The 20,727-nt window shown below is 41.7% G+C and carries 20 protein-coding genes and 2 pseudogenes; 16 read left to right on the top strand and 6 right to left on the bottom strand.

Going from position 1 to position 20,727, the window contains the following annotated elements:
• Nucleotides 1-24 precede the first annotated feature (24 nt).
• Nucleotides 25-372, bottom strand: a complete 348-nt coding sequence (tnpB, locus tag KUA48_RS01880; protein WP_117588063.1) for an IS66 family insertion sequence element accessory protein TnpB — start codon at nucleotides 370-372, stop codon at nucleotides 25-27.
• Nucleotides 360-770, bottom strand: a complete 411-nt coding sequence (locus KUA48_RS01875) for a hypothetical protein (RefSeq protein ID WP_144021577.1) — start codon at nucleotides 768-770, stop codon at nucleotides 360-362. Before KUA48_RS01875 ends, tnpB (KUA48_RS01880) begins: the two co-directional genes overlap by 13 nt.
• 636 nt (nucleotides 771-1,406) lie before the next feature.
• On the opposite strand from KUA48_RS01875, the gene KUA48_RS01870 reads away from it, so the two are divergent.
• From KUA48_RS01870 to KUA48_RS01820, 11 genes and pseudogenes are all read left to right on the top strand, one after another.
• On the top strand, nucleotides 1,407-1,817 hold the full coding sequence (locus KUA48_RS01870) for a hypothetical protein (RefSeq protein WP_153112472.1): 411 nt from the start codon (nucleotides 1,407-1,409) through the stop codon (nucleotides 1,815-1,817).
• Nucleotides 1,805-2,152, top strand: coding sequence for an IS66 family insertion sequence element accessory protein TnpB (gene tnpB / locus KUA48_RS01865; protein WP_117588063.1), 348 nt, complete (start codon nucleotides 1,805-1,807; stop codon nucleotides 2,150-2,152). Before KUA48_RS01870 ends, tnpB (KUA48_RS01865) begins: the two co-directional genes overlap by 13 nt.
• Nucleotides 2,153-2,252: 100 nt before the next feature.
• Entirely contained in the window at nucleotides 2,253-3,671 is a 1,419-nt protein-coding gene (locus tag KUA48_RS01860) for a transposase (RefSeq protein ID WP_369503306.1), read from the top strand.
• Nucleotides 3,672-3,782: 111 nt separating this feature from the next.
• Nucleotides 3,783-4,808, top strand: a complete 1,026-nt coding sequence (locus KUA48_RS01855; RefSeq protein WP_218433791.1) for an IS110 family transposase — start codon at nucleotides 3,783-3,785, stop codon at nucleotides 4,806-4,808.
• Nucleotides 4,809-5,095: 287 nt separating this feature from the next.
• Entirely contained in the window at nucleotides 5,096-6,121 is a 1,026-nt protein-coding gene (locus KUA48_RS01850) for an IS110 family transposase (protein ID WP_181993552.1), read from the top strand.
• Between the two features lie 250 nt (nucleotides 6,122-6,371).
• Nucleotides 6,372-6,587 (top strand): annotated as a pseudogene (locus KUA48_RS01845) (IS66 family transposase); the annotation flags it as partial.
• Between the two features lie 525 nt (nucleotides 6,588-7,112).
• A complete protein-coding gene (locus KUA48_RS01840; protein ID WP_117695817.1) occupies nucleotides 7,113-7,253 on the top strand; it encodes an N-acetylmuramoyl-L-alanine amidase in 141 nt (46 codons plus the stop codon).
• Between the two features lie 877 nt (nucleotides 7,254-8,130).
• Nucleotides 8,131-9,543, top strand: a pseudogene (rhuM, locus tag KUA48_RS01835) (RhuM family protein).
• A 49-nt stretch (nucleotides 9,544-9,592) separates the two neighbouring features.
• Nucleotides 9,593-9,814 (top strand): hypothetical protein, encoded by a 222-nt coding sequence (locus KUA48_RS01830; protein ID WP_153080545.1) that lies wholly within the window; start codon nucleotides 9,593-9,595, stop codon nucleotides 9,812-9,814.
• Nucleotides 9,815-9,983: 169 nt separating this feature from the next.
• Nucleotides 9,984-10,208 (top strand): hypothetical protein, encoded by a 225-nt coding sequence (locus tag KUA48_RS01825; RefSeq protein WP_117588242.1) that lies wholly within the window; start codon nucleotides 9,984-9,986, stop codon nucleotides 10,206-10,208.
• A 56-nt stretch (nucleotides 10,209-10,264) separates the two neighbouring features.
• Complete coding sequence (locus tag KUA48_RS01820) at nucleotides 10,265-11,419, top strand: hypothetical protein (RefSeq protein ID WP_228273489.1); 1,155 nt, start codon at nucleotides 10,265-10,267, stop codon at nucleotides 11,417-11,419.
• 85 nt (nucleotides 11,420-11,504) lie between these two features.
• Here the strand turns inward: KUA48_RS01820 and KUA48_RS01815 are convergent, their stop codons facing one another.
• Nucleotides 11,505-12,809 carry an ATP/GTP-binding protein gene (locus KUA48_RS01815; protein WP_153079784.1) on the bottom strand — a complete coding sequence of 435 codons (1,305 nt, stop codon included), beginning with the start codon at nucleotides 12,807-12,809 and terminating at the stop codon, nucleotides 11,505-11,507.
• Nucleotides 12,810-14,005: 1,196 nt separating this feature from the next.
• On the opposite strand from KUA48_RS01815, the gene KUA48_RS01810 reads away from it, so the two are divergent.
• Nucleotides 14,006-14,383: a single-stranded DNA-binding protein gene (locus KUA48_RS01810; RefSeq protein ID WP_218433603.1), complete on the top strand. Its 378-nt coding sequence runs from the start codon at nucleotides 14,006-14,008 to the stop codon at nucleotides 14,381-14,383.
• Between the two features lie 137 nt (nucleotides 14,384-14,520).
• Here the strand turns inward: KUA48_RS01810 and KUA48_RS01805 are convergent, their stop codons facing one another.
• The 3 genes from KUA48_RS01805 to KUA48_RS01795 all read right to left on the bottom strand — a co-directional run bounded on the left by KUA48_RS01805 (nucleotide 14,521) and on the right by KUA48_RS01795 (nucleotide 17,147).
• Complete coding sequence (locus KUA48_RS01805) at nucleotides 14,521-15,237, bottom strand: AAA family ATPase (RefSeq protein ID WP_153079786.1); 717 nt, start codon at nucleotides 15,235-15,237, stop codon at nucleotides 14,521-14,523.
• Nucleotides 15,234-15,995, bottom strand: a complete 762-nt coding sequence (locus KUA48_RS01800; protein ID WP_153079787.1) for a metallophosphoesterase — start codon at nucleotides 15,993-15,995, stop codon at nucleotides 15,234-15,236. The genes KUA48_RS01805 and KUA48_RS01800 overlap by 4 nt, the downstream gene beginning before the upstream one ends.
• A 177-nt stretch (nucleotides 15,996-16,172) precedes the next feature.
• Complete coding sequence (locus KUA48_RS01795; protein WP_153079788.1) at nucleotides 16,173-17,147, bottom strand: hypothetical protein; 975 nt, start codon at nucleotides 17,145-17,147, stop codon at nucleotides 16,173-16,175.
• 227 nt (nucleotides 17,148-17,374) lie between these two features.
• Here KUA48_RS01795 and KUA48_RS01790 point away from each other — a divergent pair, with 227 nt between their 5' ends.
• The 4 genes from KUA48_RS01790 to KUA48_RS01775 all read left to right on the top strand — a co-directional run bounded on the left by KUA48_RS01790 (nucleotide 17,375) and on the right by KUA48_RS01775 (nucleotide 20,725).
• Nucleotides 17,375-18,517, top strand: coding sequence for a metallophosphoesterase (locus KUA48_RS01790; protein ID WP_218433602.1), 1,143 nt, complete (start codon nucleotides 17,375-17,377; stop codon nucleotides 18,515-18,517).
• Between the two features lie 330 nt (nucleotides 18,518-18,847).
• Nucleotides 18,848-19,198 carry a hypothetical protein gene (locus tag KUA48_RS01785; RefSeq protein ID WP_194252380.1) on the top strand — a complete coding sequence of 117 codons (351 nt, stop codon included), beginning with the start codon at nucleotides 18,848-18,850 and terminating at the stop codon, nucleotides 19,196-19,198.
• A 20-nt stretch (nucleotides 19,199-19,218) separates the two neighbouring features.
• Nucleotides 19,219-19,800 carry a hypothetical protein gene (locus KUA48_RS01780; RefSeq protein WP_218433601.1) on the top strand — a complete coding sequence of 194 codons (582 nt, stop codon included), beginning with the start codon at nucleotides 19,219-19,221 and terminating at the stop codon, nucleotides 19,798-19,800.
• Between the two features lie 172 nt (nucleotides 19,801-19,972).
• Nucleotides 19,973-20,725: a ParA family protein gene (locus KUA48_RS01775; protein WP_203040458.1), complete on the top strand. Its 753-nt coding sequence runs from the start codon at nucleotides 19,973-19,975 to the stop codon at nucleotides 20,723-20,725.
• The last annotated feature ends 2 nt before the right edge of the window (nucleotides 20,726-20,727 follow it).

The following is a 20,727-nucleotide window of genomic DNA, read 5'->3' as shown; positions in this document are numbered from 1 at the left end:
TTCATTAAATATAATCTTATGCGCCTATAGATTAAGCCGTTTCCTATATCTCATACTTTTCAGGCAAATTCCGCTCATGATGGCAGATAGCGTCTTGTACGGCATTTTGCATTGTTTGCTTTGGGGATCAAAGAATGGTAATTCAAAGGTTCCTCGCTCCAGTCGCTTCTGATACAGCAAGAAACCGTCGCCATCCCATTTTAGCATTTTTACCTGCTGGCGGTTCTTGGAGAAGAAGATGAAGACGGCACCACCGAGTGGCGGCAGCTCCATCTCCGTCCTCACAATCTGGTACAGGCCATTTATGCCCATGTTCATTCGGACATATCGCTGGCAGACGTAATACTGGGTGTTTTCGTTTAATCCAAACATAGCAAGTCCTCCTTCTCGTAAAGTTTCATCAGATGCATGACTGATTTGGCACTACCTTTCTTGATGGTGACTATCGTTCCATTGGGAAAGGTTAAGGTTATGCCGAAAAGATAATTTTCCGGGCAGACGGAATCGGATGGCATTTCCATGGGAAGGAACATCATCCCAGTGTCCTTGGCTGTTGCTTCGGAACATTCCTTACGGGCTTCGGCCTGAAGCAGACGAATCTGCTGTTTGGCTAACCTAACAGAATAACCTTTCTCTGACATCCATCTATGCATCGAGCGATGGTTTACATGCCGTTCCTTTAAAAAAGGAATCAAACTGGCTTTTGGATTATGATTCAAATGAATCTGGAAGGCATTCCATGCCCTCTCATAACGTTCTGTTGCTCTCATAATTTCGTTGCTTTTAAAATTATGGTGCAAAGGTAAGAACTTTTACGATAAAGGGCAAGGTATAAACGCGGAGCCGCTTACTTTTACCCTAACTTTCTATTCCGAAAATGACGTAAGTTTCTGATAGATTATACTTTCTATCGTTTTCTATCAGAAGTTTATTGCAGAAACATAGCAAAACAGGAAAATACGCATTGAAGGTAGCTGAAGAAACGTGAAAAAGCGGTCATTAAGGTCAAGGTCATTAAGGTCATTAAGAAAATGGGAATCGGTCATTTTGAGCTATAGTATATATAAATATATTTATATATACTATAGGAAAATGTTTTTTCTCCGAAACCTTAATGACCTTGACCTTAATGACCGGATAGAATATTTCTGTTTTAAAGACTTGCAGTAAATAAGGTAACGTCTCGTAATTAGTTGTTTATTACACATTTATACCAGTATATTAAAGTTGCTATTAATGTTTTTATGTATAAGTATAATCTACATTCTCTAGTGCCGGAAATGAGTTCTTATATTGCTTTTTCTCCTCTCTTTACCTCATTCTACGTAAGCGGCTCCGCGTTTATACCTTGCCCTTTATCGTAAAAGTTCTTACCTTTGCACCATAATTTTAAAAGCAACGAAATTATGAGAGCAACAGAACGTTATGAGAGGGCATGGAATGCCTTCCAGATTCATTTGAATCATAATCCAAAAGCCAGTTTGATTCCTTTTTTAAAGGAACGGCATGTAAACCATCGCTCGATGCATAGATGGATGTCAGAGAAAGGTTATTCTGTTAGGTTAGCCAAACAACAGATTCGTCTGCTTCAGGCCGAAGCCCGTAAGGAATGTTCCGAAGCAACAGCCAAGGACACTGGGATGATGTTCCTTCCCATGGAAATGTCATCCGATTCCGTCTGCCCGGAAAATTATCTTTTCGGCATAACCTTAACCTTTCCCAATGGAACGATAGTCACCATCAAGAAAGGTAGTGCCAAATCAGTCATGCATCTGATGAAACTTTACGAGAAGGAGGACTTGCTATGTTTGGATTAAACGAAAACACCCAGTATTACGTCTGCCAGCGATATGTCCGAATGAACATGGGCATAAATGGCCTGTACCAGATTGTGAGGACGGAGATGGAGCTGCCGCCACTCGGTGGTGCCGTCTTCATCTTCTTCTCAAAGAATCGCCAGCAGGTAAAAATGCTAAAATGGGATGGCGACGGTTTCTTGCTGTATCAGAAGCGACTGGAGCGAGGAACCTTTGAATTACCATTCTTTGATCCCCAAAGCAAACAATGCAAAATGCCGTACAAGACGCTATCTGCCATCATGAGCGGAATTTGCCTGAAAAGTATGAGATATAGGAAACGGCTTAATCTATAGGTGCATAAGATTATATTTAATGAACTGTGTATCAACAAGATAGAAAAATAAATATCTAAAAATCCTTGCATATCTCGATATTTTTTCGTACCTTTGCACTATGAAAAAGGACGAAATTATAGTACTTTTAAAGGAACAGCTTCAGCTTGCAAACGAACAGCTTCAGCAAGCTAATGCTACGGTGAGTTCGTTGACTACACAGGTCAGCGAACTCATTGAACGTATAAAGTCATTAGAAGAATTACTCGTCCAGAAAGGAATCGCCATTGACAAAGCGAATCGTCAGAACAAGGCACTCGGCAAGCTCGTTTCAGGCAAGAAGTCCGAACGTCAGGAAAAGAATCCACAAGACTCGATGACCCAGGAGGAATTTGACAAGAAGAAAGAAGAGCAGGCCGAAAAGAGAAAGGCACGCAAAAACAACGGAGCCAAGCGTGACATGCATTACGAGATGAAAGAGGTGCATGTTACGATAGATCCAGTCATGGATGCAGAGTTTTTGAAGACGTTGCGTCTCTTCGGAACTCGTACCTGTATACGTTACAGCATGGAACCCATCAAATTCATCAAGACCGTGTATCACATCAACACTTATACTGATGGAAGTATCATGTATCCGGGGAAAACTCCGCCGGCTCTGTTGTTGAATTCTTCCTATTCACCTTCCTTTGCAGCAGGACTCCTGCAGATGCGATACATCTATTCCATGCCGGTAGAGCGAATCATCAAATACTTTGCCGACAATGGGTTTACGTTAAGGAAAGCCACGGCAAACAAACTGATTGCCAGAAGTGCCGATGTACTGGAAAACTTCTATAAGGCTATCTGCCAAGTAGTGTTGCAGCAGGATTATGTCTCGGCAGACGAGACATACCATAAAGTGCTGTTAGCCAAGACAAAGCCTACGGACAAGGGTTCGAAGAAAGGCTACTTCTGGGCTGTAAGTGCGCCTAAACTGGGACTTGTCTTCTTCGTATATGAGGATGGATCACGCTCTGAGCAGGTCATACTTAACATATTCTCTGATTATAAAGGTACCATACAGAGTGATGCATATGCTCCTTACCGGAAACTGGAGTCGGATGCTTATCCTGACATTATGAGAATCGCCTGCCTGCAGCATGTCAAGAGAGATTTCATCGACTGCGGCAAGGAAGACAAGGATGCTCAGGAGGTCGTAGATATCCTCAACAGATTTTATCGAGAAGACAAAAAACATAAGGTTGGGGTAAATGGATGGACCGTTGAAGACCATCTAGCCTATCGGCAGTCATATGCACCGGACATTTTGCAGGATTTATTGGAGAAACTGGAGGAAATATCTTCCAGGAAAGATTTGCTGCCCAAGTCTACCTTGGCGCAGGCGGTCGGCTATGCCCTTAATGAATATAATGCCATTTGTGACATCTTCAAAAGAGGTGATACGGCTCTCGATAACAACTACATTGAGAGAATCCAGAGATACATATCACTATCTTTTACCTTTGCACCTGGAAACAAGTTTAAACGAATTGGTTAACGGGTGTTAAGGTGAACTGTATGTCACTCTAGAATATCACTATTTTTTGATTCAGTCCTTCGCCAAGCCAAATGTTTTCTTGTTTCCATTTAATGCTAAAATGTCAATAATATGGATAAGGAACTTTACTTTGGCGTAGATGTCTCCAAGAAGACTCTCGACCTTGCTTATTATGATGGTGAAACCATCGACTGGAAGAATGCTCATATTAAGGTGAGCAATGATGATGCTGGGTTCAAAAAGATTGGCTCCTGGGTCGCAAAGGTAGGAAAAGACTTCGATACCTTTTTGTTCTGTATGGAATATACTGGACTCTATAACCAAAACTTCAGATTATGGCTGGAATCCAAAGAATATATCTATGGTATGGTGGAACCTCGCAAAATGCATCGCTTCGAGCCAGACTTGGATGATGACCAGCGCTCTCTAGACCGTATCAAGACTGATGAACTGGATGCTTTCAGAATAGCAATCTATTGTGAGCAGAACCACAAGAAGATTCTTCGCAATCCCTCCAAACTTCCTTCACCTGTCTATTTCAAGTTGAAGAGATTGCTGGCAGAGCGTAAGCAGAACACCAAGCAGTCAACTCTCTATAAGCAGCAGCTTCATGATATCAGCGCATACGATACAGACTTATCCGTTGAACGCAAGAAACTCCTGCTGAAGAACATGCAGGAAAACCAGAAAGCAATAGACAAAGAGATTGACAGCTACATGAATGAAGATACAAGCATCAGAAAGAATTACAATCTGCTGACCTCCATTCCTGGCATTGGTCGCATCATAGCGTTGGAAACCATTGTATTGACGGAAAATTTCACTGCAATCAGCAATCCTCGCAAATATGCCTGTTACATAGGAATAGCCCCTTTTAAAAAGGAATCTGGTACCTCAGTAAGAAAGAAAACGGGGGTTTCCAAGAAAGGCTTTTCTGAAGCCAAGGCAGACTTATCCATAGCTGTCCTTTCCGCCATAAGGAACAATCCTTCAATAAGAGACTATTGGATACGCAAGAGAAAGGAAAAATGCGGTGGCATCGTGCTCAATGCCGTCAAGTTCAAGCTGGTCCTTCGTATGTTTGCCGTGATAAAGCGTGGAACACCATATGTGGAGACAGATGCATATAAGAACTAAAATGCAGCAAAAGTGAACTATCGCACTTCTTAGAGCATAACTATTTCCCGACTAAGTCTTTTGTCTGCGTTTTTTTCACTACCTTTGCCGGAGCATCTGAAATGGAAGGAACTCCGGACGGGGGTAGTGAACTATTTTGTCTTAGACAAAGACCTTTCCCTGATCTAGTCTCCCCAGCCTGAAATGCCAGGTCAAGTGCCGTTTAGGGAATTAGCCGTGGAAGCTTTTAAAAGATGTGGCTTACCCTGACATAGAGAGCTCCTTCCTACAAAATGCGGTACAAAGGTATGAAAAATAAATCATTTATCGGCATCGACATCTCAAAAAATGTCATTGACGTATCAATTTTCTGTGAAGAAACCCCAATTAAGGACTTTTCTCACGATGTATTCAACAATTCCCGCAAGGGATTTGGCGAAATGTGCACATGGCTCAAGAAGAATCATGTGGTTCTCTCGAACAGTCTCTTCGGAATGGAGTTCACCGGCAGCTATTCCATGGAGCTGGAGAAGTTTCTTAATACCAGGAACTATCAGTTCTGCATGCTCTCCACCCATGTGGTAAAGCATTATCCCATGGGGCCCAAGGACAAGAGCGACAAGATTGACTCTGCCAAGATTGCAGACTTTCTCTATCGCTATAATGGTACTGAATGTGTCAAGCCTTATAATATGCCTGACAAGACCATGCAGAGACTCAAGGCACTGATGAATGAGCGTAAGTTCCTGGTGGAACAGCGTACATGCTTCATGAACAGAAGACAGCTATGCATCACAAAGGAAGATGCCCAGTTATATGATGGCTACATCAAAAAATTCAGCCGTGACATTGAGAACATCGAGTTGGAAGAACAGAAGTTGCTGGCTACAGACGATAGCCTCTTGTCTACTTACAAGAATCTTCTGACAATACCGGGAATAGGCTTCGTCAATGCCATAAATGTCATTGTCATTACCCGAAACTTTACCGCTTTTGAAACAGCAAGGCAATATGCCAGTTATGTCGGCGTGGCACCGCACTTCCGCACTTCAGGCACCAGTGTGAAATGGCGTCCCCGACCTTCAGCACGCTGTGATGGTCAGGCGAAAGCAGATCTATCCATGGCGGCCACAGTTGTTGTACAATATGATGCAGAGTTACAATCATTTTATAACCGTAAATTAGGAGGTAAGCAAGATTCAGACACAAAACGCAAGGCATTGAATGCCGTTAAGTTCAAACTTGTTCTCAGAATGTTCGCTATAGGTAAGCAGAACAGAAAATGGGAACCGTTGGATTCAAAGAGCAGCAATGAAAAACTTGCAATATCATAAGTCCGAAACAAGTGAACTATAGCAGTCTGTGCTACTGCCATTTAGAGTCTTGTAAAGACACAAACACGGATAACTAATTAGGAATCTAGCCACACGCTATTAAAAGAACGAGTTCCGTGTTGATTTGTAACAGAAAAATCATTTTTGACCATTTCTGCTACCGATATTTTAGTGCCTGTATGTTCCAAAATACCTCTTTTGTATTTATTAACACAAAAAGTTGCTCAAAAATTTGGCTATGTCTTAGGAATCAAGAAGAAACTCAATGTTCTTTGGTTCGCACGAAGGAGCAAGCCGGGCGGCTATCCTATATTCTATCGCAATCTCATGCAGGCTGAATGGCATTAATCTGTTTGAATACATATGCGACGTAATAGAAAAGACTGTAGAATGGCAACCCAATACCCCATTAGAAAAATATAGAGACTTACTTCCTGACCGATGGAAAAAGCAGCAACAGCATTAATTTAATCAGCTGTTACTGCTTTTTTTTGAATTATGCAAGGTATAAACGCGGAGCCGCTTACCATTCTACCCCTTATTTACCCCTCGAATTTGTCAAAAATACGTCAAGTCTGAGACGGATTTATGTCTGAGGAGGGGCATTTTTCACCCTTAGGAGGGGGGAACATCTTCCTATCCCCCATATTTTGCATTTTTCCGTTAAATAACGTGATAAAATTCTTTGGTTTGCCTGCTTTTTATTATCTTTGCTAGTAATTGACAAATTATTGACGTATCAATAGTTCTGAAAGCTAGAAACTACATAACAATAATGCTGAGATGGAAATGTGTAATCTATTGTTATATAGCTATTTTGTATGTATATTTCGTGTGTAAAGTGAAGTCTGTATGTTGGGTTACGAATAGAATATATATTTACTTTTTAAATCATAGCGCTCGCTTTTTATGCATTCTCCCAATACCTGTTTTCAGCGATGAAAAACGGAAAAATTAGAGTTTCCTGATTACATAACCCCCTTTTTAGCCCATGAATAGCCGATTTTGCCCTTTAATTCATGCCCTAATTGAGCAGCTGAAGGAGGAATATCCATTAGCCACGATTCATGGTCATAATGAATTTGCCAACAAAGCCTGTCCCTGCTTTAATGTGAAGAAGGAGTGGGGCTAACAGATAGGGAACGCGCTGCGTTCCCTATTTATACTCATTTTCCGATGCGCCATACGTAACCAATTGAATACCAGTCGTTTAATGTATATTTGAGCCATATGAAAGCCAGACTAAAATGTAAGGATTTTTATCTGTTTAATTATCTGATATTCAGTGCTTTTTAGTCCTACTTTCCTACTTTTTTCAAGTATCTTTTTAAGCCCTTTTCTACGCCTTTCACTTTCCCACGCAAATAATGAATGTCGTTGATTCTCAGTCGGTTAAGTACTGACGTGCTATTTGTGAGCCGCTTTCCTTCTGAATGAAAAGAATGTTGATTATCAGCTACTTACGATTTTCGTATTTTCACTTGGTTTCACTTGATTTCATTCATTTTGTATATCATATATCTTTACAAACGCCCATTTTTAGGGGTTGAAGATTTAACATATTTAACCTTTGTAAACACTCAAAATCTGCATTTTCGTGCTAAAACGTGTTTTTTTATCATTTTTGAGAGGTCGGCTTTTATCTGAATAAATCTGCCATCGTCAGCTGGCATTGAATGTCATCAGAATAGCCGCCCGGCGCAAGTCCATAGGAGGTGATCATCGTGATGAGTACCGTTTTCTCGGTGCCCGTTTCCCTGATGAAGGTCTCCCTTCGGTTGCGGATGCGGTTGTCCTCGCCTTCTATAATAACGTAAGGGGCGTTGGATTATTGCATCGTCTTGATAGGCGATAAAATCAATATATTCTGACATGTTTCTTTCTTTTTGCATAAATAACATTAAAAATCATACATCTTGTAAATGATTAGGGACGATTTTCATCTTTTTTTTGTATTTTTGCTATTCAATGTTGTAGAACGTCAATACAAAAAGAAACGGATAAGAGATATGGATGAAAATAATGTGCCTGAAATGCGTCCGACATTCGAAGAAATTCGAAAAGTGGATGGTAACGGGAAAGAATACTGGAGCTCACGTGATCTTTGTAATGCGATGGGCTATTCGGGATATTGGAAATTTCAGAATGTAATAGACAAAGCAATCAAAGTTGCCAGTGAAAAAGGTATGAATATAGACGAACATTTCAACCATGCGGTTGACATGTTCAAGGTGGGTAATGGAGCGTTTCGCAAGGTCGAAGCTTTCCATCTATCACGTATGGCTTGTATGATCATTTCTGAGAATGCTGATTCAAGGAAGTTATTGGTGAAGCAGGCAAGAGCCTATTTTTCTCAATCCGTATCTACAACAGAACTTATGCAGAACTCTTTGGAATCCAATATCTTACTGTATAAGACTGCACAAGGTGAGACTCGCATTGAAGTGATTTTCAACAACGAAACTTTTTGGATGTCACAGAAAAGGATGGCTGCTTTGTTTGGTGTTGATAGAGCAACTATCACTTATCATATTTCTCAGATTTATGAATCTGGTGAATTGCAAAGAGAGGCAACTTGTAGAAAAATTCAACAAGTTCAACTGGAGGGAGAGCGTGATGTCGAGCGTGCTCCATTGTTCTACAATCTTGATGTAATCATTGCTGTTGGTTATCGAGTGAACAGCTATCAGGCAACCCAATTCCGTATATGGGCAACCTCTGTATTGAAGGAGTTCATCATTAAGGGTTATGTCTTGGATGATGAACGTTTGAAGCAAGGTAAGCACTTCGGCAAGGATTATTTTGACGATTTGCTGGAACGCATCCGTGAAATCCGCACTTCAGAACGTAGATACTACCAGAAGATAACTGATATTTATGCTGAGTGTAGTGCTGATTATGACGCAAAGGCTGAAAGTACCAAACTTTTCTACAAGATGGTGCAGAATATGATGCATCTGGCGGTTACCAATCATACGGCAGCCGAGATTGTTTATGAGCGAGCTGATGCGGAAATGCCTCACATGGGATTGACTACATAGAAGAAAGCACCGGATGGAAGAGTTCAAAAGTCTGATACGATAGTGGCAAAGAACTATCTTTCTGATGAAGAATTGTCTCAGCTCAACGCAATAACAACAAGTTTCCTGGACCTCGCAGAATCTCGTGCAAGACGACACATCGTTACTACTATGGAGGATTGGAAGAATCGCCTGAAGCTGTTGCTTGAAACAATGGACTATGATGCTAAGAGTAGTGCAGGTAAGGTTTCGCAAGAAGAAGCCAGAGAAAAGGCTTATTCTGAGTATGAGAAATATAAGGTTATTCAAGACCGTTCCTATATCTCGGATTTCGACCGATTCAATAGTGGCAATGATGATGATACTCCATTGCTTCCATTTGACATTGATCCAAAAGAATAGGGGTGAATTATGTCATGGTTGTAGAACTTATAATGGCCAAGTTGTAATTATGGATAAAGATATTCAGTTTCAGATAGAATGCCTCGCTACAGAATTGGTGGAGATGTTGATGCAAAAGTATGGCTGGGATATAAAGACAGCTCTGGATCAGTTGTATTTTTCAGAAACCTACAAGCGCCTGTGTAATCCAGCCTGTGGCTTGTATTACGAAGGAGCTGTTTATGTTTTCTCTTATTTGGAAAATGAGATGGAAACTGGAGTGGTAAAATAAGTAGGGTGTCCAGTTCTCTGTTCTTAAAAACAAGCTGGAAACATCCCTGTTAATTGTTAATATTACGCTCTGATATTTAACGTTTCATGTAACGAAATAGTTCTTTGAAAATTTGTGTATATCGTTGAATTTTAGCATCTTTGTACATCATTACAAATACTTATAATCAATGAAAAAGTTAGATTCAAAACAGCATAAAGAGACCCCTGAGGAAGAGTTAAAGCGTCTTCGTAAAAGAGTTAAGCAACTTGAAGGCAAAGAAGTGAAGAATACAAACACTATCAAAGGTCTTCGGAAAGAACTCAAAAAAAAAGACGTTCAGAAAATAACTATGACCAACGAACAAAGAGCATTACTCTCGCACCTGTTCCCGGACATAGATTCCCTCTTGTAGTAATTCAACTTTGTGTTCTTATCTATATGCGTACTGGCTGTGGCCTTCGAACTGTAGTGAAGATCTTGGAGGTATTCTCTGAAGTACTTGGTAAGAACTTCGGAAAAAGTCCATGCTACAATACGGTGGAAAACTGGATAAAGAAGTTGGGACTGTCTGTTTATCAAGATGACCAGCCATGCAAAGGCAAAAAGTTTGCCATGGTTATGGATGAGAGCATCGCTATAAACGGTCAGAAACTACTTTTGGCTCTAGCCATTCCATCAGAGCATCAAGATCGACCTGTCAAACATGAAGATGTGACAGTTTTAAACATGACGGTAGGAGCAAACTTCAAGGGTGAAGATATCGAAAACAAGATAAGCGAAGTCACTATATCTGCAGGTTCAGAACCTCAATATGTGATTAGTGACAATGCCCATAACCTTGTAAGGGGTATCTTGGACTCTGGATATGTGCATTATGCGGACATCAGTCATTCTATGGGTGTGATTCTCAAAAAGGTGTATGAAAAACAGCCTGATTTTGTTGAGCTTACAACACTTTTAGGAAAGAAAAGACTGCAATACCATCTGACAAATAAAGCATATTTGCTACCACCGAACATGAGGACTATTGCTAGATTCATGAATATGTCTGAATGGGTAATCTGGGGCAACTCTATGCTTGCTTGTTACAACAAACTCCCAAAAGAAATGCAGGAAGCGTATGCTTTCATCAACGACTATGAATCTTTGTTGCAAGAACTCATGGATGCGTTGGATGCCATCAGGCATATAGAGCATATCTGTAAAAACAAAGGCTTTTCCTGCAAGACGAGTAAGGAGTGCCAGTCATACATAGTTGCTCATGTTATAGGAAATGCTTATCCTCGTCAAGCTCACCTTGGCTTGAAGATGCTGGAGTACTTCCGAAAGGAAGAAGCGCAACTTACTGAGGATATGAATATCTGCATCTCTTCAGACATCATTGAATCTACTTTTGGTATATACAAAAGCAAGAAGTCACCGAACAAGCTGTATGGCATAACTCCTTTTGCTCTAATGATACCATTATATCCAAAAGTCGTGAACGAATCCGTTACTAAAACATTTAATTTCAAAGAGCGCTTAGTGAATGTTAAACTTAAGGACATTGATGCTTGGACTACCGAGCACTTGTCCAAAAACTGGGTGACAGAACGAACCAAAACTCTCAAACAAGTGAGTTAATATTGGAACATAGAACTGGACACCCTATAAAATAAGGTAATTGTGAACGCATGCGTTCACAATTTGTTTTCTAACCCTCCGTCCATCACCACTTCATCTCCTCTTTTGGAAGCAACGGAATGGCTCCATAGCGTCCTAATAGATAGCCCTTGCGAACATCCTTACGAGGCTTGAATTCTGCCAAGGATGTAAGATGAGACGCTCCATCCTTTCCCTTCTCGACAAACCATACTTCGTCAGCTCTGATAAGGTCGAGGTTGAGCAGGTTGCATTCATGAGTAGAGAAGATGAGCTGAGTGTCTCTTCCTGACTCCAGTCCTGAGAAATAGCACTCTAATATTTTCTGCGAGAGCATCGGGTGCATACTGCGGTCAATCTCGTCGATGAGATAATCTACTTCATTTTGCTTCAAATCAATGAGCATTGGGATGAAGTCAAGCAACCGGATGCTGCCATCAGATTCTTCGCTCAAATCAAATACTACCTCTGTGCCGGAAGTAAGATTCCGGTGAACAGCCTTTTGCTTGTAAATCTCGTATCCTCCGTTGGCATTCACCTCGAAAAGAAGCATTTCGCCTCCAACTGTGGCAGCCATGCTGTACGCCTTGCCGTTCTTGGCCTTGCTGAGTATGTTGTCTAGTAAATCGGAAGATAAGTTCACATCCTCTTTCTTGATTTTGTACAGGCGCACGTCTGAAATGCCCGTGTTGAAGTAGGCAAGAAGCGAGCGTGTCGTTTCCTGCAGCTCATCATTGTTTTCAGTAAGGAAAGAAATTCCCTGCAGGCGTGTGCTTGGGAAGATGATTTTCAAACCGTCAGCAAACCAGTTCTTGGCCATGTGTATGGTTTCAAGTCCCTTGCCGTTTCTGCGCACATACTCTGAAAGGAAGCTGGAATCGGAAGGAGTACTGTGGGCGATGAATTTCAGCAGCATGGATGTTTCTTCGTTTCCATCCACCTTGCCAAACGTAAACTCGTTGCCGGCAGCTGTAATCTTTCTGGTGAAAACTTCCTTGTCGGTACGGCTGTTGATTTCAAACAGCCATTCCTCCTTGATTCCTCCGATGGTGAACTCTATGCCATAGGCAAAGCACTTACCCTTGGTCTTGAACTCGATTTCTACCTTAGAGTTTTTCTCTTCGGTATCAGCAAGCTTGAAAGGTTCCACCTTGCTTTGCGGAAAACTTCCATTGGCTATCTGCTGGAGCAGGGCAATGGCCTTGATGACGTTGCTCTTTCCGGAAGCATTGGCACCATACACGATACCAGCCTTCAGCACAGAAATATCGTCACGCTTCTCTGCACGGGAAACATGAGACGGATGTGCGTTGCTCTTACCTGCCACAAAGCTGATTTGAGTCTCATCCTTGATGGAAATATATATTTTCAAATGTAGCTCTAAGTATCATAACAATGTCATTTTCTTATTAATACTGATGCAAAGATAAGCTTTTTCTTCGAAATATGTGTTTGTTAATGTCGAATACTTGCAAAAGCGTTGCATAATTAATACAAATTAGCTGATTTACGGTCTTTTGCTTGTCAAAAGCTGTCGCTATTTGTAGAAGTTACTGGTTGTATAAAAATACATTTATCCTGCAAAAACATCCAAAATGTATCGATAAGCCGTGGAAATCTATTGAAAAACGATAGATTTCCACGACTTATCGGCATGTTTTTGCGATTTTCATCCTAATATGGATGAGTTTTCTCTCTCCATTTCGTATAATTATTCTTGTATTTCAGCAAGGAAAAATAGATTCTCTCGAAATCCTTGACTATATGATAATAAACAAGTTTATTTCGGCATATATACATATATGTTTTTCTTAAACTTGTAAACTTCCTGGTTTGAGTGGTTAAAAATCGGTAGAGGTTTACTATTTGAGTTTGAAAGAACATGTATATATACATGGGTAAACTTAAACCTTAAACTTGTATGCGCCCTAAGCTTTGCCTTGGTTGCTCTTTAGCTGGTGCAGGGCTTTACCTTCTTTTTCTCCTTGCAGAAATTCTGTTGTCCTTTTAGATATACAACAGCTTCATGTCACAAATAAACATCGTTTATGTGACAAAAATCATTGGCTTGCCTCTTGTCTCAGGCATCATGCTTCTCTGCTCAGCTGTCCTCTACATGCTGATGCTTACCCTTGTCAGTCGTAGGTTTGATCGTTCTTTCCTTAGCTTAGCCATATTCATGATGAAGTTTGAGTTTTCCTGCCAGTCTCTTGAACTTATAAGCCGTATTGCGCAACCAGTTTGCTTGAACAAACATCGAGGAGGATGCAGCTTTCCTTTACCCAACTAACTGCAAATATTTTCTATTCATCCTTTTCATTCATATTTTTGGACGAAGCATCCACACTTACTTTTTCCGCTGCAAAGTTAGTGCAAGCCACATTTCTGCAAGTACCAGGTGCCTTATTCTCAGAATTTTTTCAAAAACTTTTCCGTCTGCTGCTCATCCAAAAAACTTTTCCTGCCCAAGGGTGAAATAATTCGATAATTCCTTGCTTCCTATGTTTTCCTTGCTAACTCTGATAGCATCGTAAAAAATAAATGTTTCACTTCTAAAAATATTGAATTATGAAAAAGATGGAAAATTCTTTCGCAGTAACTGGTTTCGTAGGTAAGGATGCAAGCATCCATCAGTTTACAACCGTAAGCGTAGCTCGCTTCTCACTGGCCATCATCCGCAATGAGAAGAATGGCGATGAAAACTCTCGCACTTCTGCCTTCATGAATGTAGAGGCTTGGCGCAAGAACGAGAACACCTCTTCATTCGACCGTCTGGTCAAGGGAGCACTCCTCACTGTAGAGGGCTACTTCAAGCCAGAGGAATGGCAGGATGCCGAGGGAGTCAAGCACAACCGAGTGATTCTCGTAGCCACCAAGTTCTATGAAGCTGTAGAGAAGGAGAACACTCCTGATTCTCAGCAGGGCAAGATCCAGAAGGATAAGTAAATTCTTCTCTCCAGATGATAGAGCGGCCTTCGGGTCGCTTTTTTTGTGCTTATACTTTTCCTTGCTGAAAGGGAAGACCTGTTATAAGGAGATTCTTGCAGGATTGATAATCCCTCAGCATCTTGTCATTCACTCTTTTATTTTGTTATTTGATCCATATACCAAACCTTATCTCCCCATCCTTCGCCAAAGAGAGCAGGAGAGAGGGATGCTATAAAATACTGAGCCTTGTTGTTGAGATGAGTGAACATAGTGACCAGCTTGAATTGCCATTCAATATCAAGTGAGTACGTAGGCTCATCTATCATTACGATGGCTTCGTTTCCATTTAGCAGGAACACTCTCAGCAAAATCAATAGAATTTGCTTTTCGCCAGAAGACAGCGCTTCTACAGGTAATATTCCATTGTCTGTAAAAACAGTAAACTTGCTGCCTTCTATTTCGATGCGTTTGCCAGTTATGGCAAAGAAATCATTTATGACCTTCTGAAAATCAGCTATCTTGGCTTTCATTTCAATTCTTTTCTCCTCTGAACTATCTAGCATAGACATGCGGAGGTTCATGAGTGAAGGTCCGGTCTTCATGTCATATATATAGTAATCCAACTCCTGCGATAGGGCTTTGCTTGTCTTGCGCTTGTCTCTCATTGCAATGTTGTCAATGGAAGGAAGATAGATTATGTGATCTTTGCTTTCTTTATCTTCTGCTAAAGATTGATATAGATTTCTCAGGAATGTGGTCTTGCCACTTCCATTGCTTCCCATAATGATATTAACATCAGAATGTGGCTGAAACTGAACGTGTAGATTATTCCAGATTTCAACATCTATATAATTCAATATTATCTGTTTCATACTTCAATATATTTTCCAGGATTGAATGATTCATGTTCCCCATGAAATACATATCCCAGCTGATTTGACACACAGTTGGTATTGCCTATCTTCACATCCACGTTGTAGTGAGAGTGACCGAATATCCAGTAATCTATGCCGCTATTCTTGATGTACTCTTCCAATTCCACCGTGAAGGCACTATTAGCTTGACTGTCTGCGAACTTGGGACATTGCATCTGGAAAGACGGAACATGATGTGTGACAACTATCTTTCTTCTGGCCTTGCTGCATGAAACAGCATCTTTCAAGAAAGACAGGCATCTTTTATGTTCACGGTTGAAGTCTGCAAACGTTAGAAGATCTCCATTGAAGATGATGCGTCGGAAGTCGCTTATGACTTGTTCTGTATAGTATGCCTCCTTCAGTGGAATTTTAGACCACAATGTTGTTATGAAGAGGTCGATGTCTCCTATGTGTACAACAGCATTGTAATAGCTGTGAACATTGGGACGTATTTCAAGACAAAAGCCATCGTTAAGCTTGGCAATGTCATAGTATTTGTAGAACTCATGGTTGCCCATGCTGGCTATGACTTGCTGATAGTTCTCAGAAGCCCAGTCCCAGAAGGGATGCTTGGAATAGTTCTCGTCTCCCAGGTAGCCGATGTCTCCAGCCAGAACGAGAATATCTCCTGTTACTTGCAGGGGATTCTCCTTCAGAAATCTCCAGTTTTCGGCAAACTCCAGGTGGAGGTCTGATGCATATTGTATTTTCATAATTGTTCTGTTGTAAATAATTCGTCTAATTGTTCCAATAAAGCCTCGATGAATGGTGAATTCTGATCAAGAGAAGTAGGCTTCAAAAGCCTCACGAAATTCTCTAATCCTTCCATTGTCTTTCAGACGAAGGAACTATCGCTCGGCAGAATGATATAAACATCATTCTGCTCTCGCTTAACCGTTCCATTCTATTTCATTAATTAAACGTTCAACTTCTCCTTCCACTCGTGGGTCTTCATCTTCACTCAGTGAAATGGCCAATGATAATCTGTCCACCCATTCGGCTTTGGTACCAATGGCGGTGACAGGTGGGTATTTCCATGCCTCAATGATGATGTTGCCATCAAATTCGTTAGGACGCACCAAGGCCCCTGATGATTTGAATTCCCGGAGTTGTTTGACTGGCATCATGATCATCCTTTCTGAATCAGGATTCAGCCATGTATAATGTGCAAGTGCATTGATTCCGCATCTTGGGAAAGAATCGTTAGAAAGCAGATCGTCACAGAAGATGCGTTCTTCTACAGGATTGAGAAGGTAAGGCTGGGCTTGTTTCCACAGTTCCTTTCCCTTCTTGTCGAAGTGAACGACCTTTCGCTTAGATCCATCGGATACTTTCTGGCAAAGTCCCAAGTCTTCAAGGCAGGTTATTCCAAGCGTAATGCTTGCATAGGAATATGGAATTTTATCCTCCATGTCACGTGCAGCCAATCCTTCAATACTCTCTATCTGCAGATGATAGAGAAGCAGGTATTGGGCTACTGGTGACAGAGCCTTAGCCTGTTTGGTCTTGCGGATGCGCTCATTAGCCAGAAGCATAGGCAAATGAACGTATTTGTCCGAGACAATGAAATAAACATCTTTGTCTATGAGTCTCTGCCTTTCATAAGCTGGGCAGGTTGGCAGAAGGAATACGACAGGAAGCTGGAACAGTGAAGCGAGATTGCTTGCTGTAATGGCCAAACTTCGTGGTGGAGCTACCTTTCCTTTAGGTTCGGCGAAAAGTAAGGACATACCGTGGTATTCGCCATCGAAGAACTTGTATGCAAGTGAATCTCCAATGGTGACACCTTTCATCTGCGCCTTCTTCCGTTCTTGCAGCTGTATAGGTCTTCCTAATATGATGACATCATTTTTCATTTTAATCATTCTGCTTCATTTTAATACCCTATTAAAACGATGCAAATATATTAAAATAAACTGGTAATACCAAAGTTTTTTGCATTTTTTATGCAGAAAGGTTAAAATGTATGCAAAAACCAGATTTTCTTTGAGATAAACATGGTTTTTCCCAAATAAAATAGTATTTTTGTACTTACATAAATATACGTAAAATATAAGATAGAGCCGTGATGCGGCTTAGCAATATAGTAACAATGAAATATATTTGGTTGATTATCTTTCTGATATTGCCGATAGTCGGTGTTCTTTATACCGCTTGGCGAATGTGGCATTTACTGCCTTTTTCCATTGCCATGAAATGGGTGGCAGTGGGAGTTTTAGTTGTATGGTTCAGTACCATATTCATCGCCTTTTCGGGAGCGTTAGAGAAAATGCCACTTTTTGCGGCAACAGCAGTTTATGAAGTGGGCTTTTCCTTCATCTTCATCCTGTTGTATCTGGTAATGCTGTTCCTCGTGCTCGACGTTGGACGCCTTGTTCATATAGTGCCTAAAGCTTGGCTATTTGACAATGGTTATACTTCCATCGGCATTTTTGCCTTCATGCTGCTGATTTTCGGCTATGGCAGCATACACTATAATAATAAGGTGAGAGAACAGATTGATATCAAGACCGATAAGGCTATCAGCTTAGATCAGAAGAGTACAAAGATTGTACTTCTTAGCGATCTTCATCTCGGTTATCACAACCGCCGTTCTGACTTTAGAAAATGGGTGGACATGATCAATGCTGAGCAGCCCGACCTCATATTGATTGCTGGAGACATCATAGACAACAGCGTCCGTCCTTTGATGGAAGAGAACGTAGCTGCAGAGTTTCATCGTCTGACAGCCCCTGTCTATGCTTGTCTTGGCAACCATGAGTATTACAGCAACCAACCAAAGGCAAGGCGATTTTATCGTGAAGCAGGCATTACTTTGCTGCAGGATAGCGTGGCAAAGATAGGCAATCTGTGCATCATCGGCAGGGACGACCGCACGAATATGCAGCGCAAATCCCTGGCGATGATTATGGAAGAGGCAAGAAAGAAGGGCTTCATTTCTGACTTGCATCATGGGAAATCTTCGGATGAGTTTCTCGTTCTTCTCGACCACCAGCCTTATCATTTGGAAGAGGCAGAACAAAACGGCATTGACTTCCAGTTTAGTGGTCACACCCATCACGGACAGGTTTGGCCTGTCTCCTGGATTACCGATGCATTATACGAGAAAGCCTATGGCTCACTTCAAAAGGGCAATACCCGGTATTACATCAGTTCTGGCATGGGAATCTGGGGTGGAAAATTCCGCATTGGCACTCAGTCAGAATATGTAGTGCTGACAATTGAGCAAAAGTAAAATATAAAATCAGTGTATTTATTAAGAGCGGCCTTCGGGTCGCTTTTTTTATGCTTATACTTTTCCTTGCAGAAAGGATTCTCCTGTTATAGGGGGATTTCATTCATCGACTTCTGGGAATCGGTAATAATTCTGTTGCGAAGGTAACGGTTCTGTCTTATCTTTACAAGGTCAGGGCGTTGCTTTGCTGAAAAATCTCCACACCATACGGGTAGTATTTTGCAGACAAAACCTTGTATGGATAGCCATAACGCCTTCTGAATGCAACATAATTTTTAACCATCCCAGAAGTAGTTGATCTACGAAAGGGAGATAAAATCAGATGGCATTATGACAACAATGAAATTAATTCTCAGCCGACTTACCCAGGCAGTGAGCGGCACAGACAAGGAACTCTTCAGTGAGCAGGAGTTGAACCAGTTTGCATCATTCTATCTTGACAAGTGGGATGAAAACACAAGCGAGGATGTGGTGGCAGAGTCTTTCGTGGACTATTGGTGGAACACCGACAGGGCTTGCAGACGATGCTCGGAATGCGGCAAGCTGATGCGTGAGGGCTATTGCGCAGACATGGGAGTAGCCTACTATTGCAGCAAGGACTGTCTGCATAGCGACTTCACAGATGAGGAATGGGCAGAGGAATGTGAATCCAACGACCAGAGTTATTATACAGAATGGTAATCAAATAAATATACAAGATAATGGCTAATTATGCAACAACAACCTATAAGGTCACAGGAACCAAAAAGGCAGTCAGCAACCTTTGGAACACCCTTCTGCGCATGGAGGTGAACAGCAGGAACATCTGGCTGGATGACCTCGCCAAGCACTATGGAATCGACTATCAGAAGAAGCACATCTGCGTGCGTGGTCACATCTACTGGGCAGAGTATGAGGAGGATGAAGACACCAGTCTTCTTTCTTTCGAGACCGAAGCTGCCTGGGACGCTTGCAATGACCTCTTCTTTGAGATAAATCGACTTCTGGATGATGAACTGAGCATTTCCTACAGATGTTGCGAGTGTGGCTGTGAGGTCTATTACACCCACGATGAAGGCGATTACTTTCCCGAAGAATGTTGTGTCAGCGCATCCGGCGAACCATTCGAGGATTGTTGTGATGATGTTTACGGCACTATCGGAGAAGCCATCAAGGAATGGACATCCAAGACCGGCATTGAACAGGGAGAGCGAACCGATGAGCAGATGATGGACTTCATCAATGAATATGAGTATGAGGACGATGACACCTATTTCTACATCCGCACCTTCACATTTGAATAGATGATACCTCAAATCCTGACGTTTCCCCTGACACTTTGGGTTGTTAGGGGAAGCGTGAAGGAATTCTCGCCAGATACCCGTACCTTTGTACACGTTAATACATGTCGCCACGTACACGTGAAGCCATGTACACATGAATACGTTAATACATATATACAAAAGATTTTATATTATGTCATTGAAAATCATCACATTCGCCAATCATAAAGGTGGCGTTTCAAAGACCACCTCTACAGCCTCCATCGGGGCTTGCATGGCACGTATGGGCAAGAAAGTCCTGCTCATAGACCTTGACGGTCAGGCAAATCTTACCCTGTATTTCATCCCGAATGAAGATGAAGTGCAGGCAAGTATCTTTGACTCTCTGGTTGATGGCGCACCCCTGCCAGTGAAGCACATCAGGGAGAACCTCGACCTCGTTCCTTCCTCCCTCGAAATGGCAAGCGCAGAGATTGCTTTGACCAATCTCCTGGCAAGAGAACAGCTGCTGAGCCGACTGCTCGAACCTGTGAAGCAGAACTATGACTACATTCTCATAGACTGTCCTCCATCTTTGGGAATCGTCACCACAAACGCTTTCCTTGCAGCTGATGAAATCATCGTTCCGATGACTCCCGAACTGCTTCCTCTGAAAGGAATGAGAATGCTCGATTCCTTTGTCTCTACATTGCAGCGAGTGAAGCCGAACCTCAGACTGGGAGGAGTTTTCATCGCCAGATTCAACCATCGCAAATTAAACAAGGTGGTTGAGCAAGCTGTGAAGTCCCGTTATGAGACTATCACCATGAAGACTCGCATCCGAGAAAACATCGCCCTGGCAGAATCGGCAGGCAGCGGTCAGAGCATCTTTGAATACGACCCTCAGTCGAACGGAGCGAAGGATTATCAGGCATTGACAGAAGAAATTATTTCACGTAATCAATAAAG

This window comes from Segatella copri, from assembly GCF_019249795.2.
Taxonomy (GTDB): Bacteria; Bacteroidota; Bacteroidia; order Bacteroidales; family Bacteroidaceae; genus Prevotella; species Prevotella copri_B.
This window is presented reverse-complemented; position numbering and strand designations above follow the sequence as displayed.

What these genes read in the sequence shown, in the direction of transcription:
- KUA48_RS01850 (WP_181993552.1), top strand. Translation starts at nt 5,096, where the DNA reads ATGAAAAATAAATCATTTATCGGCATCGACATCTCAAAAAATGTCATT.
- KUA48_RS01790 (WP_218433602.1), top strand. Translation starts at nt 17,375, where the DNA reads ATGAAATATATTTGGTTGATTATCTTTCTGATATTGCCGATAGTCGGT.
- KUA48_RS01875 (WP_144021577.1), bottom strand. Translation starts at nt 770, where the DNA reads ATGAGAGCAACAGAACGTTATGAGAGGGCATGGAATGCCTTCCAGATT.
- KUA48_RS01810 (WP_218433603.1), top strand. Translation starts at nt 14,006, where the DNA reads ATGAAAAAGATGGAAAATTCTTTCGCAGTAACTGGTTTCGTAGGTAAG.
- tnpB (WP_117588063.1), bottom strand. Translation starts at nt 372, where the DNA reads ATGTTTGGATTAAACGAAAACACCCAGTATTACGTCTGCCAGCGATAT.
- KUA48_RS01780 (WP_218433601.1), top strand. Translation starts at nt 19,219, where the DNA reads ATGGCTAATTATGCAACAACAACCTATAAGGTCACAGGAACCAAAAAG.
- KUA48_RS01840 (WP_117695817.1), top strand. Translation starts at nt 7,113, where the DNA reads ATGAATAGCCGATTTTGCCCTTTAATTCATGCCCTAATTGAGCAGCTG.
- KUA48_RS01870 (WP_153112472.1), top strand. Translation starts at nt 1,407, where the DNA reads ATGAGAGCAACAGAACGTTATGAGAGGGCATGGAATGCCTTCCAGATT.
- KUA48_RS01795 (WP_153079788.1), bottom strand. Translation starts at nt 17,147, where the DNA reads ATGATTAAAATGAAAAATGATGTCATCATATTAGGAAGACCTATACAG.
- KUA48_RS01775 (WP_203040458.1), top strand. Translation starts at nt 19,973, where the DNA reads ATGTCATTGAAAATCATCACATTCGCCAATCATAAAGGTGGCGTTTCA.
- KUA48_RS01785 (WP_194252380.1), top strand. Translation starts at nt 18,848, where the DNA reads ATGACAACAATGAAATTAATTCTCAGCCGACTTACCCAGGCAGTGAGC.
- KUA48_RS01860 (WP_369503306.1), top strand. Translation starts at nt 2,253, where the DNA reads ATGAAAAAGGACGAAATTATAGTACTTTTAAAGGAACAGCTTCAGCTT.
- KUA48_RS01800 (WP_153079787.1), bottom strand. Translation starts at nt 15,995, where the DNA reads ATGAAAATACAATATGCATCAGACCTCCACCTGGAGTTTGCCGAAAAC.
- KUA48_RS01830 (WP_153080545.1), top strand. Translation starts at nt 9,593, where the DNA reads ATGGATAAAGATATTCAGTTTCAGATAGAATGCCTCGCTACAGAATTG.
- KUA48_RS01805 (WP_153079786.1), bottom strand. Translation starts at nt 15,237, where the DNA reads ATGAAACAGATAATATTGAATTATATAGATGTTGAAATCTGGAATAAT.
- KUA48_RS01855 (WP_218433791.1), top strand. Translation starts at nt 3,783, where the DNA reads ATGGATAAGGAACTTTACTTTGGCGTAGATGTCTCCAAGAAGACTCTC.
- tnpB (WP_117588063.1), top strand. Translation starts at nt 1,805, where the DNA reads ATGTTTGGATTAAACGAAAACACCCAGTATTACGTCTGCCAGCGATAT.
- KUA48_RS01825 (WP_117588242.1), top strand. Translation starts at nt 9,984, where the DNA reads ATGAAAAAGTTAGATTCAAAACAGCATAAAGAGACCCCTGAGGAAGAG.